Annotated in this window: 14 protein-coding genes; 9 read left to right on the top strand and 5 right to left on the bottom strand. The window is 59.1% G+C overall.

Features of this window, described 5'->3' with window-relative positions:
• Nucleotides 1–3: 3 nt before the first annotated feature.
• Entirely contained in the window at nucleotides 4–3,429 is a 3,426-nt protein-coding gene (locus AC2ISB_RS13015) for a chemotaxis protein CheB (protein ID WP_486575348.1), read from the top strand.
• The gene (locus tag AC2ISB_RS13010) at nucleotides 3,413–3,814 is read left to right on the top strand and encodes a response regulator (protein ID WP_339108665.1); all 402 of its coding nucleotides are present in this window, start codon (nucleotides 3,413–3,415) and stop codon (nucleotides 3,812–3,814) included. The genes AC2ISB_RS13015 and AC2ISB_RS13010 overlap by 17 nt, the downstream gene beginning before the upstream one ends.
• A gap of 204 nt (nucleotides 3,815–4,018) precedes the next feature.
• Here the strand turns inward: AC2ISB_RS13010 and AC2ISB_RS13005 are convergent, their stop codons facing one another.
• Entirely contained in the window at nucleotides 4,019–5,677 is a 1,659-nt protein-coding gene (locus tag AC2ISB_RS13005; protein ID WP_486575346.1) for a BCCT family transporter, read from the bottom strand.
• Between the two features lie 175 nt (nucleotides 5,678–5,852).
• Nucleotides 5,853–6,026, bottom strand: coding sequence for a DUF1328 domain-containing protein (locus AC2ISB_RS13000; RefSeq protein ID WP_339108663.1), 174 nt, complete (start codon nucleotides 6,024–6,026; stop codon nucleotides 5,853–5,855).
• A gap of 318 nt (nucleotides 6,027–6,344) precedes the next feature.
• Between AC2ISB_RS13000 and AC2ISB_RS12995 the strand changes: the two genes are divergently transcribed.
• The 4 genes from AC2ISB_RS12995 to queC all read left to right on the top strand — a co-directional run bounded on the left by AC2ISB_RS12995 (nucleotide 6,345) and on the right by queC (nucleotide 9,688).
• The gene (locus tag AC2ISB_RS12995; RefSeq protein ID WP_339108662.1) at nucleotides 6,345–6,758 is read left to right on the top strand and encodes a phage holin family protein; all 414 of its coding nucleotides are present in this window, start codon (nucleotides 6,345–6,347) and stop codon (nucleotides 6,756–6,758) included.
• Nucleotides 6,755–7,693 carry a hypothetical protein gene (locus AC2ISB_RS12990; protein ID WP_486575344.1) on the top strand — a complete coding sequence of 313 codons (939 nt, stop codon included), beginning with the start codon at nucleotides 6,755–6,757 and terminating at the stop codon, nucleotides 7,691–7,693. The genes AC2ISB_RS12995 and AC2ISB_RS12990 overlap by 4 nt, the downstream gene beginning before the upstream one ends.
• Nucleotides 7,694–7,841: 148 nt before the next feature.
• Nucleotides 7,842–8,897 (top strand): AI-2E family transporter, encoded by a 1,056-nt coding sequence (locus AC2ISB_RS12985; protein ID WP_339108660.1) that lies wholly within the window; start codon nucleotides 7,842–7,844, stop codon nucleotides 8,895–8,897.
• 95 nt (nucleotides 8,898–8,992) lie between these two features.
• Nucleotides 8,993–9,688 (top strand): 7-cyano-7-deazaguanine synthase QueC, encoded by a 696-nt coding sequence (queC, locus tag AC2ISB_RS12980; protein WP_486575342.1) that lies wholly within the window; start codon nucleotides 8,993–8,995, stop codon nucleotides 9,686–9,688.
• Here queC and mog read toward each other — a convergent pair whose 3' ends face one another.
• Both mog and AC2ISB_RS12970 read right to left on the bottom strand, forming a co-directional pair.
• Entirely contained in the window at nucleotides 9,689–10,225 is a 537-nt protein-coding gene (gene mog / locus AC2ISB_RS12975) for a molybdopterin adenylyltransferase (protein WP_486575341.1), read from the bottom strand.
• Nucleotides 10,222–11,451 carry an argininosuccinate synthase gene (locus tag AC2ISB_RS12970; protein ID WP_406721535.1) on the bottom strand — a complete coding sequence of 410 codons (1,230 nt, stop codon included), beginning with the start codon at nucleotides 11,449–11,451 and terminating at the stop codon, nucleotides 10,222–10,224. The genes mog and AC2ISB_RS12970 overlap by 4 nt, the downstream gene beginning before the upstream one ends.
• A 167-nt stretch (nucleotides 11,452–11,618) precedes the next feature.
• Between AC2ISB_RS12970 and AC2ISB_RS12965 the strand changes: the two genes are divergently transcribed.
• Both AC2ISB_RS12965 and ilvA read left to right on the top strand, forming a co-directional pair.
• Nucleotides 11,619–12,362 carry a hypothetical protein gene (locus AC2ISB_RS12965; protein ID WP_486575339.1) on the top strand — a complete coding sequence of 248 codons (744 nt, stop codon included), beginning with the start codon at nucleotides 11,619–11,621 and terminating at the stop codon, nucleotides 12,360–12,362.
• A 36-nt stretch (nucleotides 12,363–12,398) separates the two neighbouring features.
• Nucleotides 12,399–13,646, top strand: coding sequence for a threonine ammonia-lyase IlvA (ilvA, locus tag AC2ISB_RS12960; RefSeq protein ID WP_339108655.1), 1,248 nt, complete (start codon nucleotides 12,399–12,401; stop codon nucleotides 13,644–13,646).
• Between the two features lie 47 nt (nucleotides 13,647–13,693).
• Here the strand turns inward: ilvA and AC2ISB_RS12955 are convergent, their stop codons facing one another.
• Nucleotides 13,694–14,023, bottom strand: a complete 330-nt coding sequence (locus AC2ISB_RS12955) for an Hpt domain-containing protein (protein ID WP_339108654.1) — start codon at nucleotides 14,021–14,023, stop codon at nucleotides 13,694–13,696.
• A gap of 155 nt (nucleotides 14,024–14,178) precedes the next feature.
• Between AC2ISB_RS12955 and AC2ISB_RS12950 the strand changes: the two genes are divergently transcribed.
• The gene (locus AC2ISB_RS12950) at nucleotides 14,179–15,462 is read left to right on the top strand and encodes a PP2C family protein-serine/threonine phosphatase (RefSeq protein WP_339108653.1); all 1,284 of its coding nucleotides are present in this window, start codon (nucleotides 14,179–14,181) and stop codon (nucleotides 15,460–15,462) included.
• Nucleotides 15,463–15,465: the final 3 nt, after the last annotated feature.

Genomic DNA, 15,465 nt, shown 5'->3' with positions numbered 1-15,465 from the left:
CCAATGGACGAAGTTGATACAAACCGGATTTGCGTGGTGGGCATCGGTGCCTCGGCCGGCGGCCTCGAGGCCATCCGCGAGATGCTGGCGCAGGCCACGCCCGATGCCAATTTCGCCTATGTGGTGATCCAGCATCTCGACCCCAATCACGAGAGCCTGCTGGCCGAGCTTCTGGGGCGGCAGACCGCGCTGCAGGTGACCCAAGCCACCGATGGGGTGCGGATCGAACGCGGACGCGTCTATATCATCCCGCCGGGACACGGGCTCTCGGTCGAGAACCGCGTGTTGCATCTGACCGATTTCGAGCAGCCCCGCGGGTTGCGCCGTCCGATCGACGATTTCTTTGAAAGCCTCGCACGCGATCAGGGGCGCTATGCGGCCTGTGTCATTCTGTCCGGCACGGGGGCCGATGGCAGCGCCGGTTTGCGCGCCATCAAGGAATTCGGCGGGCTGTGCGTTGCGCAGGACCCCGAAACCGCGCGCTATGATGGCATGCCGATGTCGGCCAAGGCGACGGGGCTTGTCGATTTCATCCGCGCGCCGGGCCGGATCATCGAGACCATAAGCCAGTTCTATTCCCATAGCTCGCTGCAACTGGACGATGTCCAGCTGGGCCAGTCCATCGAAGCGCTGGTGCCCGATATCTGTGCTGTCGTCCGCAAAACATCGGGGCATGATTTCGCGCTCTACAAGATCTCGACACTGACCCGCCGGATCGAGCGCCGCATCCGTGTTCTGGGACTGAGCGATGCGCTTGACTACCTGCGCCGCCTGCGGGTGGACGCGAACGAATGCGACAAGCTGTTCCGCGAGCTGCTGATCAACGTCACCCGCTTCTTCCGCGACCCCGAGCAGTTCGAAGCCCTACGCCAGCGGGTGATCGAGCCTCTGGTTCAGGAAAGCACACGCGACGAGATCCGCGTCTGGATCCCCGGCTGTTCCAGCGGCGAAGAGGCCTATTCGATGGCCATGCTGTTCCATGATGCGCAGCAGCGTGTCGGCCATCATCAGCAATTACAGATCTTTGCCACCGATATCGACGAACAGATGCTGCGTATCGCGCGTCAGGGCACCTATCCGCAAGCCGCGCTGGCCGACATCCCCGAACCGTTCCGCGACCTTTATACCGTCGGGCGTGACGGGAAATTCCAGATTGTCTCGCATCTGCGCGACCGTGTGCGGTTTTCTCTGCATAGCGTTGTGCGCGATCCGCCATTCTCGAATATCGACCTGCTCTCCTGCCGCAATCTGCTGATCTATTTCGGCGACAAGTTGCAGGCCGAGGTGATGCCGATCTTCCATTTCGCGCTGCGTCCGGGGGGCACATTGTTCCTGGGTCCGTCAGAAACGGTGGGCCAGTATGACAAGCATTTCATCCCCACGGCGGCCTCCGCGCGGATTTTCACCCGCGACGACAGCCGCTCGTCCTATCCGCTGCTGATCAAGGGACAGGCCGATCAACAGCAGACCAGCCGGATCCACCTGGGCGAGAAGGATGACAGCCCCAATATGCCGCGCACCAGCACCACAGAGGCCGAAGCGCGGCTGCTGAACGCCTATGCCAACCCTGCAATGGTAGTGGACCGTTCGGGCAAGATCCTGAAGACCAGCGGCAAGCTGAGCAAATATCTCGATATCGATCTGCTTGATACCCATGTGCGCCATGCGCAGTCGGTGGCCCGCCCCGGCCTGAAGGAAGCCATTTCGGCCGCGATCCGCCATGTGGCCGAGACCGGGCGCAAATCGGTCAATCGCGACCTGTCCGCGCATTCCGAATTCGGCGTCCAGAAACTGGAGCTGCTGGCCGAGCCCCTGCCGGACCGGTCGATCCTGCTGGTGTTCCGCGATGCGGCGCGGTTCACACCGATCGAGGATCACGATTTCGACGAGGTCGAACCTTCGGACAGCCATGTGCAAAGTCTTGAGGAAGAGCTTCGCGCAACCCGCGCCCGCCTGCACACCACCGTCGAGGAGCTCGAGACCGCCAATGAAGAGCTGAAAAGCTCGAATGAAGAAATGATGTCGATGAACGAGGAGCTGCAATCGACAAACGAGGAGCTCTCGACCGTCAATGACGAGTTGAAGAACAAGATCGAAGAGCTGTCCGTGGCCAATGCCGATTTGCAGAACTTCTTCGCCTCCACCGCCCTGCCCCTGATCGTGGTGGACCAGCGCCTGCATATCCGCAATTACACGGAATCGATCCTGACGCTCTATCCGTTCCGCCACGGCGATCGCGGGCGTCCGCTGACCGATGTGACAAGCTATCTCAACGAAAACACCGAGATTTTCGAGGCGACACGGCAGGTGATTGCCCGTCAGCAGGTCCAGCAACTGACCATCACCCAGCGCGAAAGCGACAAGACATGGTCTTTGGTGATCAACCCCTACCGTATCCGCAGCGGCGAGATTGACGGCGCAACGCTGGTTTTCACCGATATCTCGCAGGCCCTGACGCTGGAACAGGAACTGGCCCGCGAGGGCGAGCGGCTGAAGCTGGCCCTTGAGGTCGCGGGGCTGGGTGTCTGGGAATATGACCGCCGCGCCAATACGCTGGATATGGACGCGCGTTGCCGGTCACTGTTCCGGCTTGACGAAAACGACGATCTGTCGAAGCCCCGCACCCTGCTGCGCCATGTTCTGCGCGACGACCGCGAGATCCTGCGCGACGGCCTGCGGCAGATGGCTGGCCCCGAAGGCAATATGGATATCGCGATCCGTCTGGACACCAAGGACCTCTCGCCACCCACGCTGAAAATCGTCGGGCGCCGCCTGTCGCATGACGCTCTGGGCCGCCGTGTCGGGGTGATCTTCGATGTGACCGATGCGCAAGAGGCGATGCAGATCCGCGAGACCATGCTGCGGGAAATGAACCACCGCGTAAAAAACATGTTCTCCATCATTTCGGGAATGACGCGCATCGCGGGGCGCAAGGCAGGCTCGGTCAAGGAATTCACCACCGAGCTGGAACAGCGCATCGCCGCCCTTGCACGGTCGCATTCACTGACCCAGTCGGGGGATACCGGTCGCGGCCTGATGCTGCGCGAAGTGGTGAAAGTGGCGCTGGAGCCCTACGAGAAACAGGCCGAAATCCGGATTGACGGTCCGGAGGTCTATGTCCAGACGAAAGAAATCAACGCCCTGTCCCTGCTTTTCCACGAATTAGCAACCAATGCCGCGAAATATGGGGTTCTGGGACCAACGGAAGGCACACTTCAGGTAAGCTGGACGGTTGCGCCCAAAAACAAATTGATTCTTGAGTGGAACGAACTCTATTCCAACCGCGTTATCCCTGGTGAATCGACGATTGGAAGCGGGTTCGGATCGACCCTGATCAAACTTTCCGCCGCGCAACTCCACGGCGATATCGAGGTCGAAACGAGCGAAGAGAAACGAACCACTAGGCTAAGCTATGGGCTGTCAGACTAACGAGCATGTACAAAAAACTGTCCTGATCTGCGAAGACGAGCCCATTGTCGCAATGGATCTCGAGATGATGGTCGGGGATATGGGCTATCGGGTGATAGGCCCCTGCGCTTCCCGCTCGGAGGCACGGACAATGATCATCAAGGAGCGCCCGGATGTAGCGATCCTTGACGTACAGTTGCGCGATGGCGAGGTGTTCCCTCTGGCCAAGCGCCTACAGGAATGCGGCACCAGTCTGGTTTTTCAATCCGGTCACAGCCGCGCCGAAGAAATCGAGACGCGCTTCCCCGGTGCCATTTTCTGTGAAAAACCTGTCTGGGGGCATCAGCTTGAAGAGGCGCTACGCCATTTTCTGGACGGCGAACAAGAGCCCGACCTCGCCGAGTAAGCCGGCCGCACAGCCGCCCGACCGGATGCTCTTCATGAAACAAAGACCCCTTGCGGGTCTTTTTCATTTCGAGCGGGTCTTTTTCATTTGCAATGCCCCGTGCGGACGCACCGTAGGGCCGCTGTGCTATACGGGATAGCTTCTGGAACACTGCAAACGGGCAAGGGGCGCAGTCCGGCGCCCCTTCCTGTGTCTGGTGTCGTGTCAGTCGAATTCGGACAGTCGGGGGCGCTTGCCGATTGTCACATGGTCGATATCCTCCGCCGCAAAGCCGCGGATCAGCGACGGGATCATCATGGAGACCAGAATGAAGATCGGCAGACCGACCACGGTGATAACCTGCTGCAGCGCGGTCAGACCGGCATCACCGGCCAGAACGATCAGCATAACGGCCACCAGCCCCTGCGCGACCCCCCAGAACACACGCTGCGGCACAGGCCCCGGCTCGGGGGTGCCGGTGCACAGCATGTCCACCACCAAAGAGGCCGAATCCGCCGAGGTGGCAAAAAAGATCGCCACGATCACCACGCCGAAGCCCTGTAAAAAACCGGCCCACGGGAAGTGCTCGAAAAAGGCGAACATCGCCAAGGGCACGCTTTGGGCGACAGCCGCACTGATCTGACCGGCCTGATCCCCCATCGCCGCACGGGCGGCAGGGCCGATACCGTCGAAATCCATCGCCTGCCAGCCAAAGATCGCAAACCAGATCAGGGTGAAAAGCGAAGGGGCGGCCAGCACACCGAAAACGAATTCGCGGATCGTACGCCCACGCGAGATCCGCGCGACGAACAGTCCGATGAAGGGCGACCAGGTCACTGTCCATGCCCAATAGAAGACAGTCCAGCTTCCCTGCCAGCCCCAGCTCGGAGTTGCGGGATTCTCATCGGCCAGCATGTCGTTCCAGAAGGCCAGACGCGGCAGATTTTCGAAATACAGCCCGAAGGTTTCCACCACGCCCCGCAGCAGGAACAGCGTCGAGCCGGTCACCAGCACAAACACCATCAGCGCCACGGCCATACCGATATTGAGGTTCGAGAGGAACTTCACCCCCTTATCGAGCCCTGCGGTGATCGAGCCAACGGCGACCCCTGTCAGGACGGTCAGAATGATGACCTTGAGCACCGTGTCATCGCGCAACCCGAACAGGGCCGACAGCCCCGCCGCGATCTGGCTTGACCCCAGCCCTAGCGAGACCGCCACGCCAAAGAGCGTCCCGAGGATCGCGGCAATATCGATCGCCTTCCCCCAAGGGCCGTAAATCCGCTCTTTCAGAAGGGGATAGAACACCGAACTGACACGGATCGGCAGGTCGTAGCGATTGATGAAATAGGCGAAGGCCAGACCGGGAAGTGTGAAAATCGTCCAAGTGTGCAGGCCCAGATGGTAGATCGCAATCGACATCGCGTCCTGCGCGGCCTGCGTGCTATAGGGTTCGACCCCCGGCAACGGTGGTTTCGAGAAATGGCTGATCGGTTCGGCCACGCCCCAGAACATCAGCACGGTGCCGATCCCACCGGCAAACAGCATCGTGAACCAGCTCAGATTGGAATATTCGGGACGGGAATCGCGCGGCCCCAGCCGGATATGACCATGACGCGACATCGCCGCCCAGATCAGAAATCCCAGCCAGACATTGACGCCGAGGATGAAAAACCAGCCAAGATTGACGGTGATCCATTCGCGTCCGGCAGCGAAGGCATCGCCAATCGGACCCGGCGCGATCACCAGCAGGATGACAAAGGCAACCATGAAGAGTGCCGAGATGAAGAATATATAAGGATCGGTTCGCAAACCGAGTTTGCGCACAAGTGAATGCACGTCGTTCTCCCTGTTTCGGGCTCGGGGGACGTGCCACCCAAGCATTGCGTTTCTTGAACGTCGTCGTTCGTGATCGGGAGAAATCCCGATCAGGGCGGGTCATTACCTAGAGCAATTTTCGCAAAAACCCAACCAAGGACCGGTTTCAGGCCCGGTTCATGCGAAAAAGGCCGCACCTGTAGAGATGCGGCCTTTTTGCATTATGCGTATTTCGTTCCGATCAGACCGGCGGTTTGCCGCGGATCGCGCGGGCCACCATAGCCACCACGAACAGGATCAGGAAGATCACGAACAGGATCTGCGCGATCCCTGCGGATGCACCGGCAATGCCCCCGAAACCAAGAGCGGCGGCGATCAGTGCGATAATAAGAAATGTAAGAGCCCAGCCAAGCATAGGAACCTCCATCGGTTGTTTCTGGCAATCATCTTGCGTTCTGGCAGGTCAACGTTGCATTTTGCTCGGAGGTTCCGCGAAAAGATTGCAAAATCCAACGGGAACCCGAACGCCCCGAGCGGCGTTTGCGCGCGCCCGCTCCAGTTCCCGGATTTCGGCCCGTTCCCGTTTTTCCCGACTTTTCCCTACCGCGCGAGGCCCGACAAAAAGACGCAACCCCCGTCGCGCCTTGGGAACCTTCCCCGAGATCGGGCGTTTAGCTGCCAGATGCGGGTCAGCCGACTTCGCCTCGCCCCCAAGACGACCAAAGAGTAAATTATGAACGAACATCACCCCGAACATACGACCAGCCCCGACACCGGCCTGACCGATACGGCGCTGCGTGCCTTTGAAAAGGGCCGTCAACTCGGGCGGGATGAGATGGCCTTTGCCCGTGCCGAGATCGCGCAGGCGGGGGCCAATCTGCGTGTTGCGGCAGTATGTCTGGGTATCGCCCTTGCAACGGCTATCGCCCTGCTTGCGGCCCTTTCGCAAACGCTGGTCTATGCGCTTCAGGCTGCGGGGCTTGCCCCCGTCTGGGCGGCCCTGATCACCACCGTTCTATTGATGCTTCTTGGAGGACTTCTGGCGCTGCGGGCCTTTGTGCTGCTGCGCCGTGCTGCGGCGACCCCGCAAACAATCATCACCAAAATCTCTGCCGATCTGCAGAATCTCAAGGAGAGCCTGAAATGAGCGAGAAAGCCACCATCAAGGAAATCGAAAACCGCCTGAACAAAGACAAGGCCGATCTGGCCGGTACGCTGGCCGATCTAACGGGCCGCGTTGCACCGGGTCTTCTGGCCGAGCATGTGTCTGACTTCATTCGTGAAAACGCGACCCCCTATGCCAAACGCGCCGAAGCGACCATCCGCGAGAATCCGGTGGCCTTTGCCTTGGCGGGCGCAGGTCTGGCATGGTTCCTTCTAGGCCGCAAAAACGGTGCGGAAACTGCGGAAACCGGCTCTGTTGCAGCGGCAGCCGAAAGCGCGGCCAATGACTGGTCGGAAGAGATCGACCGCCTGCGGGCCAGCGCCACGCTGCGTCTGCGCGAACTGGAAAGCGAAGCCGAGGACAATGCCCAATCGGGCCGCGATTTCGTAAAGGAACGCGCCGATATGATCTCGAAATTCTCGGGCGATGTGCGCACGAAACTGTCCAAGGATCTCGAAGACCTGTCTGCGGAGGCCCGCAAACATGTGATCGAAGCCCGCGAGCGCGCTTATGCCGCCAAGCTCAAGGCGCAGGAATACGGCACCCGCGCCGCAACCGAGACGCGCCAGTTCGTGTCCGACCATCCGGTGGTCATCGCGGTGCTGGGCCTTGCCGTGGGCGCTGCCGTTCTTGCCGCAATGCCCAAGGACAAGCTGCGCAATACGGCAGCAGGCCCCTATATCGACCGCGCCAAGGAAGAGGCGATGTCGTTCTATCGCGAAGAGAAAAAACGCGCCGAAGAGCTTGCGGCCCGCGTGAAGAAAGAAGCGCTTGATGCCGCGCGCGACGTTGCGCGCAGCGCCGAGAAGGAAGGGTCGGACCTTGGAGACCGTCTTGCGGAAGAATTCTCCAAAGAGGCCAGCGCTTCGGTGAAAAACCTGCGCAGCCATCTTCAGACCAATGGTGTGGCGCATTAAGCGACAGAGAAATGCATGCAGGAAAGCCGGAGGAAACTCCGGCTTTTTTGATTTTCTGAAATCCGAATAACCTGTTGTGAAATTTATGCCTTCCGCAGGAACAAAGGCGAAAATTCAGACGTTGGGCGCGAAACAGAGGATATCTTTCATGAGTCGCCTAGAGACCCTGTCACGTATTGCCGTCATCTTTTTAGGGGCGGTCGGCGTTGTCTTCGCGCTCGTACAGGTGGAAAGCATCTTTGCCCCGATGATCCTTGCACTGGTCGCGGGCATCGTTCTTTCACCCGTTTCCGACACATGGGAGAAAATGGGGTTCTCGCCCGTCTGGGGGGCGCTGACTTCGCTAATCTTCTCATTGCTGATCGTGGCGATGATTGTCCTGATTTTCCAGCCTCTGGTCTATCAGATCGTGGATCAGGCCCCGAAGGTCTGGCAGGATATGCGCTCGACCATCGACAGCTATAAAAGCGCCATCTCCAATCTCAACTCCATGAGCGACCGCATTCAGGAAGCGGTCAGCGATTCTGCGGCCAAGACCGGAGAAGATGGTGGCGGGGTGCAAATGCCGACGCTCTCGGATGCGCTGATGCTGGCCCCTTCGATGTTCGCACAGTTTCTGGTGTTTATCGGCACGCTCTTCTTTTTTCTGCTGACTCGCAGCGAAGTCTACGCTTGGGTCGCGCGCCATCTGTCGGAACCGGCGGACCGCGCAACAACGGCCAAACGTCTGCGCGCGGCAGAACGCAAGGTGTCGCGTTACTTCCTGACCATTACCCTGATCAATGCGGGCCTGGGGCTGGCAACAGGGCTTGTTCTGACTGCGCTTGGCATGCCCGGTGCGATGCTCTGGGGGCTTGTCGCGTTTCTTATCAACTTCGTGCTCTATATCGGTCCGGCCTGTCTGATCGTGGCCTTGGTCTTTGCAGGCGTCGCGGCCTTCGACGGCTTCTATTCACTTCTGCCCGCAATCCTTTACGCCAGCCTGAACGCGATGGAGGGCCAGTTTGTGACGCCTGCACTCGTTGGCAAACATATGCGCCTGAATCCGCTGCTGGTCTTTCTCTCGCTGATCTTCGGGATCTGGCTCTGGGGACCGGTAGGCGGGATTGTGGCGATTCCGCTTCTGCTATGGGGGCTGGTGCTGGCCGATGGCCTGCCTGAAAGTCAGGCGGAACGGCTTATGGCCACCAAGATCACCGAATAACACCGTGCAAGGCCCCTTGGTTTGGCGCAGCTTCCGCGCTAAACCCTGATCTCCGGTCGCAGCCCACCCGGATGCATCAAAACAGGGAAGCTTTCATGAAAACCATCGTCATCTGTTCCGGCGGCCTCGATTCCGTCACTCTGGCCGATAAGATCGCCGCCGAACACAGCCTTGTCGGGCTGGTGTCCTTTGACTACGGCCAGCGTCACCGCAAGGAACTGGATTTCGCCGCCTGCGCGGCCCAGCGTCTTGGCGTCAAACATGACATCATCGATATGCGCGGCATCGGGGCTTCGCTGACCGGATCGGCGCTGACCGATGATGTGGATGTGCCCGATGGCCATTACGCCGAAGAGACGATGCGCATCACCGTCGTCCCGAACCGTAATGCGATCATGCTGACCATCGCTTTCGGGATTGCGGCGGCCCGTGGCGCCGATGCGGTGGCAACAGCCGTGCATGGCGGCGACCATTTCATCTATCCCGACTGCCGCCCCGCCTTTACCGAGGCCTTCGAGGCGATGCAGAAACAGGCGCTGGATGGCTATGCCGATGTGTCGCTTTTCACACCCTTTGTTCGCGTGCCGAAATCGGCGATTATCGAGGAAGGCGCACGGCTGGGCACAGATTTCGCCCAGACCTGGTCCTGTTATAAGGGCGGGGAAAACCACTGCGGGCGCTGCGGCACCTGCGTCGAGCGGCGCGAAGCCTTCGATCTGGCGGGCGTAACCGATCCGACTATCTATGACGATCCGGACTTCTGGAAAGCTGCGGTGGAAAAAGCGCGCTGATTACTTCGCCTTCGGGCGGAAGGCTTTGATCTTGGCGGGGTCTGTCTCGATATATCCCGCCTCGATCAGATCAAGGCAATAGGGCACAGCGGCGAAAACGCGGTTGAGGCAGGTCGCTATGGCTGAGGGCTTCCCCGGCAGCGTAATGATCAGCGATTTCCCTGCAATGCCCGCAGTCTGGCGCGACAGAATGGCCGTGGGCACTTCTTCCAGCGAGGCGCGACGCATTTCCTCGCCAAAACCCAGCAGTTCCTTTTCCATCACATCGGCCACGCCCTCGGGCGTCTGGTCGCGGGGCGCAGGGCCGGTGCCGCCGGTGACAAGGATCAGATCGGCCTCTTGGCCCACCAGTTCGCGCAGCTTTTCGGCCACGCTTTCGCGCCCGTCGGGGATGATATGGCGCGAGATGCTTAGCGGCGAGGTCACCACGCCGCCAAGCCAGTCTTCGCAGCCCGGACCGCCCTTGTCCTCGTAGTCCCCCGCAAAGGCGCGGTCGGATACGGTGACAATGGCGGCATGGGGCTGCGATTTGCTCATTTTGCCACGCGCGCGTTGCGGGTCGCGATCAGCTTCAGACGCAGGGCGTTCAGGTTGATGAAGCCCGCCGCGTCCTTCTGGTCATAGGCGCCTGCATCTTCCTCGAAGGTCACGTGCTTCTCGGAATAGAGCGAATACTCCGACCAGCGCGCCACGGTGCGGGCCGCGCCCTTGAACAGCATCAGCTTCACGGTGCCGGTGACATATTCCTGCGTCTTGTCGATCAGCGCCTGCAGCGCCTCACGCTCGGGCGAGAACCAGAAGCCGTTATAGATCAGCTCGGCATAGCGCGGCATGATCGAATCCTTCAGGTGACCCGCACCGGAATCCAGCGTAATCTGCTCGATGCCGCGGTGTGCTTCCAGAAGAATGGTGCCGCCGGGGGTCTCGTAGACGCCGCGCGATTTCATACCGACGAAGCGGTTTTCCACGAAGTCCAGACGACCAATGCCGTGCTTCTTGCCCAGCTCGTTCAGCTTGGTCAGGATCGAAGCCGGGCTCATCGCCTCGCCATTGATCGAGACGGCATCGCCCTTCTCGAACCCGATCTCGATATATTCAGGCTCGTTCGGCGCGTCGAGAACCGGATCATCGGTGCGCTGGTAGACGTAATCGGGCGCCATATCGCCCGGATTTTCCAGAACCTTGCCCTCGGAAGAGGTGTGCAGCAGGTTCGCATCCACCGAGAAGGGAGCCTCGCCACGCTTGTCTTTGGCAATCGGGATCTGGTTCTTCTCGGCGAAGTCCAGAAGTGCGGTCCGCGAATGCAGGTCCCATTCACGCCAAGGCGCGATCACCTTGATCGAGGGATCAAGCGCATAGGCGGCCAGCTCGAAACGGACCTGATCGTTGCCCTTGCCGGTCGCGCCATGCGCCACGGCATCGGCACCGGTTGCCTTGGCGATTTCCACCAGACGCTTGGAGATCAGCGGACGCGCGATCGAGGTGCCCAGCAGGTAGAGACCTTCGTAAACGGCATTGGCGCGGAACATCGGGAAGACGAAATCACGCACGAATTCTTCGCGCACGTCTTCGATGAAGATGTTTTCCGGCTTGATGCCCAGCATCTCGGCCTTCTTGCGTGCGGGGTCCAGCTCTTCGCCCTGCCCCAGATCGGCGGTGAAGGTGACGACCTCACAGCCATATTCGGTTTGCAGCCATTTGAGGATGATCGAGGTATCGAGGCCGCCGGAATAGGCGAGCACGACTTTCTTGGGCGCGGACATTGACATCTCCCGAGGAACAGATTTTGACGTGGGGATAGAGCGTTTTTTTCTGTGCTACAAGGGGCCGATGGCTTTTAGCGCGTTTCATTCTGTGATCCGGATCCGGCCTGCCCAATATCCAATCGACTAAAGCGCCCCTGAAATTTTATCTGCCAAGAAGCTCGTTCATGTATATATCGATCCTGAAATTGTCGCTGCACTTCCTTGCAAGCCTCTATCGCAACTACAGATCCATCCTCAAATGGCCGGCTATTCTTTGTCTGATAGCCGTGATCAGTGAGACGATCTTCTACCTCCCGCATGGCTCTGCACCAGCCAGCCTGACCGCCCAGTATATGGCGGGCTTTTATACGATTGTCCTTTTACTTCTGGCCTATACTCATGTTTCGCTTGCACTGCCAAAACTGGCTCTGGAAGGGGTGGTCATGTCACAACCACGCCAAAAGGATGTGCTGGCACAATGTGGGAGGGTCATCACCCTTACCCTGACCTCTGCTGCTTTCGTAGCTGTCACTGTACTCCTCGGCATGGGCACGATTCGAACGCCAATTGGCTTTCCACTGACCTTTTGCCTCATTCTGGCTGTAAGTGGCGTGATCTTTGCCCTTTTCATTCCACTAGCTGGCAGAGCAATCGGCAAAACCGATCACTCCCTCTTGGCGGGCATACAGATCATGAAGCGCACACCCTTTCTGATGATCGGCCTTGCTCTAACCCTTGCACTTGCCAATAATTTTCTGGCTATCCCGATGAGTCTATTGGCGCTCCTGACAGTGGCGCTTCCGGATGAGATTGCATTGGTTCTCCATATTTTGCTTTACAACCTTACCATCGGTTGCTCGACCATTCTCTTCCTTGCAGTGACGACGGCCGCCTATCAACAGCTCTGCCTGCGCAATCGCGTTATTTGACTTGCGCCTTTTTCAACCATGCGTATTCCATGAGCCATGACAGATTTTGCCCTGAACGCCCAAGCCTCCGCCCGCGCGCTGCGCGACCTTTTCGAGCCGACGCCCCTGCTGCGGAACGACTTCCTGTCCGAGCGCTACGGGGCGGATATCTGGCTCAAGCGCGAAGATCTGACGCCCGTGCGCAGCTACAAGCTGCGCGGAGCCTTCACCGCGATGCGCAAATTGCGCTTGGCCGACCCGAGCGCGGATCATTTCGTTTGCGCCAGCGCTGGCAACCATGCGCAGGGTCTGGCCTATGCCTGCCGTCACTTCGGGGTCAGGGGCACAATTTTCATGCCGGTGACAACGCCGCAGCAGAAGATCGATAAAACCCGCAGCTTTGGCGGGGATAACGTCGAAATCGTGCTGACGGGGGATTATTTCGACGACACTCTGGCGGCCAGCCAAGCTTTCTGTGCAGAGGCAGGCGCGCATTTCTTGGCGCCTTTCGACAATAGCGATGTGATCGAAGGTCAGGCGACCGTGGCCGTGGAACTGCTGGACCAGCTTGGGCGCGCGCCGGATTTCGTCACCATTCCGGTGGGCGGCGGCGGGCTGTCAGCCGGTGTCACGCGCTATCTCGGGGCCGCCAGCCCCAAAACGCAATTCCGCTATGTCGAACCTATGGGCGGGCGGAGCCTCCATGCCGCCTTGGAAGCCGGTGAACTGGTCACCCTGCCCCATGTCGACAGTTTCGTAGACGGCGCGGCTGTGGCGCGGATTGGCCAGACCCCTTTCGAAGCCCTGCGCGACGTCCCCGCAGATCATGTGTTCGGCGCGCCTGAAAACCGGATCTGCCGAACCATGCTGGAGCTTCTCAATGTCGAAGGCATCGTGTTGGAACCTGCGGGAGCGATGTCGATCGACATGCTACAGGACATGCGCGACGAAATTGCCGGCAAGACTGTGGTCTGTATCGTTTCCGGAGGGAATTTCGACTTTGAACGTCTGCCCGATGTCAAGGAACGGGCGCAGCGCTATTCGGGACTGAAGAAATATTTCATTCTGCGTATGCCGCAACGTCCGGGCGCGCTCAAAGATTTTCTGCAGATGCTTGGTCCGCAGGACGATATCGCCCGCTTCGAATATCTGAAGAAATCGGCCCGCAATTTCGGTTCGGTGCTGATTGGCATCGAAACGCGCGATCCGACGAGCTTCGGCAAATTGACCCAGCAGCTTGATCAGGCCGGCTTTACATATCGCGATATTACAGAAGATGCCATTTTGGCCGAGTTTCTGATCTGACGCGAACGCCCCCCACCGATCCGCTGATTGGTGGGGGGCTGACGATATCAGGCCGCGCTGAGGAACTCGCCCACGCGGGCCATGAAATCTTTTTTGGACGCCGCATAGATATCGAGAATCGCGGAGACATCCACTTCGGACGACCGGCCTGCCGCAGAAAGCCGTTCGCCCTCTTGGCACATCACGCCAAAAGCACGGAAGCCGAGATTCCACGCAGAGCCTTTGAGGAAGTGCAAATCTTCTTCCAGCTTTTCGGGACGGGTCCCCAAACGCATGACCACACCCTCGACTTCGTCCATAAAGAGCTCGACGACTTCACCGAAGCCATCTGCCCCAATTTCGGATTGCAACTCGGCAACCCGATCCCAATCGATCATCTGAACCTCCACCAAAGGGCAACACCACCAGCGACAAGGCTAGGCAAGAAAACTTGCCAAAAACTTAAGCGCGGAAACTTACTGGGATTTACGCCAAATTAAGAGTGGCTGCGCCAAAGATGGCCATCAGTAGTGTCACGAGGAGCGGAATCGGCTTGCAGGATCCTCTGTATAAGCTTTCGCCGGCCACCCAAACGCCGGACGAGAATGCGCGCCGCAGCGTGCTTGTTGTCGATGACAGCAAAATGCAGCGTCGTATTCTATCGGCGCAGCTTTCACGGTCCGGCTATGATGTCACCGAAGCCGCCTCTGCCGAAGAGGCGCTTGAGATTTGCCAGCAGTTCGAGCCGGATATCGTCATCTCCGACTGGATGATGACCGGCATGTCCGGTGTGGAATTCTGCCGTAAATTCCGTGAAATGCCGCGGGCAGGTTATGGCTATTTCATTCTGCTGACATCCAAATCGGAAAAAGCCGAAGTGGCACTGGGTCTGCAAAGCGGGGCCGATGATTTTCTGGCCAAGCCGGTCAACGGGAACGAGTTGCGCGCACGCCTGCAGGCCGGTGACCGGATCTTGCGTATGGAGCGCGAACTGACGCGAAAGAACCAGCTTCTGAGTTCGACGCTGGATGAGCTGAAAACCGTACATGAAGGTATTCGGCGCGATCTATCCGAGGCACGGCAGCTCCAGCAAAGCCTTGTCAAAGAAAGATACCGGAGCTTCGGCAGCTCGGAGGTAACGCTCATGCTCCGGCCCTGCGGTCAGGTGGGCGGTGATCTTGTAGGCTTTTTCCCGATCAATGCGCGGCGTGTCGGGCTTTATGGCATCGATGTCTCCGGCCACGGTATTACATCGGCCCTGATGACCGCGCGGCTTGCGGGGTATCTTTCGGGCTCTTCGCCCGATCAGAACATCGCCTTGGTCCTCTCGGATTTCGGGATCTACGAAGGCATGGACCCGGGCGAGCTGGCGACCTATCTCAACAAACTCGTTCTGGATGAAATGCAGACCGAGAGCTATTTCACGATGGTCTATGCCGATGTGGATCTGGTCTCGGGCGAGGTTCTGATGGTGCAGGGCGGGCATCCACATCCCGTCAAGCAACGCATTGATGGCACGATAGAGCTTCTGGGACAGGGCGGCCTGCCTGTGGGGCTGATCGAGGAAGCCCAATATGAGACGTTCTCGACCGTGCTCGAACCCGGCGAAAGGTTGATTCTGATGTCGGATGGCATCACGGAAGCAACCGCGCATGACGGCCAGTTGCTTATGGAGAACGGGCTCGACAGCATGCTGAAGACGCTCTCCAATCTCAACGGCAACGGCTTCCTTGATGCGCTTTACTGGGAGGTCGAGAATTACGCCGATGGCAATCTGACAGATGATGTCTCTGCCGTTTTCTTCGAATTCAACGGCGCGAAGCGGAACGCGGACTGACCC

It is taken from the genome of Thioclava sp. NS-SX20 (genome assembly GCF_057380695.1).
This window is presented reverse-complemented; position numbering and strand designations above follow the sequence as displayed.

Excerpts from the sequence above, each read along its gene's own strand:
- AC2ISB_RS13015 (WP_486575348.1), top strand. The coding sequence starts at position 4 with ATGGACGAAGTTGATACAAACCGGATTTGCGTGGTGGGCATCGGTGCC.
- AC2ISB_RS13010 (WP_339108665.1), top strand. The coding sequence starts at position 3,413 with ATGGGCTGTCAGACTAACGAGCATGTACAAAAAACTGTCCTGATCTGC.
- AC2ISB_RS13005 (WP_486575346.1), bottom strand. The coding sequence starts at position 5,677 with ATGCTTGGGTGGCACGTCCCCCGAGCCCGAAACAGGGAGAACGACGTG.
- AC2ISB_RS13000 (WP_339108663.1), bottom strand. The coding sequence starts at position 6,026 with ATGCTTGGCTGGGCTCTTACATTTCTTATTATCGCACTGATCGCCGCC.
- AC2ISB_RS12995 (WP_339108662.1), top strand. The coding sequence starts at position 6,345 with ATGAACGAACATCACCCCGAACATACGACCAGCCCCGACACCGGCCTG.
- AC2ISB_RS12990 (WP_486575344.1), top strand. The coding sequence starts at position 6,755 with ATGAGCGAGAAAGCCACCATCAAGGAAATCGAAAACCGCCTGAACAAA.
- AC2ISB_RS12985 (WP_339108660.1), top strand. The coding sequence starts at position 7,842 with ATGAGTCGCCTAGAGACCCTGTCACGTATTGCCGTCATCTTTTTAGGG.
- queC (WP_486575342.1), top strand. The coding sequence starts at position 8,993 with ATGAAAACCATCGTCATCTGTTCCGGCGGCCTCGATTCCGTCACTCTG.
- mog (WP_486575341.1), bottom strand. The coding sequence starts at position 10,225 with ATGAGCAAATCGCAGCCCCATGCCGCCATTGTCACCGTATCCGACCGC.
- AC2ISB_RS12970 (WP_406721535.1), bottom strand. The coding sequence starts at position 11,451 with ATGTCCGCGCCCAAGAAAGTCGTGCTCGCCTATTCCGGCGGCCTCGAT.
- AC2ISB_RS12965 (WP_486575339.1), top strand. The coding sequence starts at position 11,619 with ATGTATATATCGATCCTGAAATTGTCGCTGCACTTCCTTGCAAGCCTC.
- ilvA (WP_339108655.1), top strand. The coding sequence starts at position 12,399 with ATGACAGATTTTGCCCTGAACGCCCAAGCCTCCGCCCGCGCGCTGCGC.
- AC2ISB_RS12955 (WP_339108654.1), bottom strand. The coding sequence starts at position 14,023 with ATGATCGATTGGGATCGGGTTGCCGAGTTGCAATCCGAAATTGGGGCA.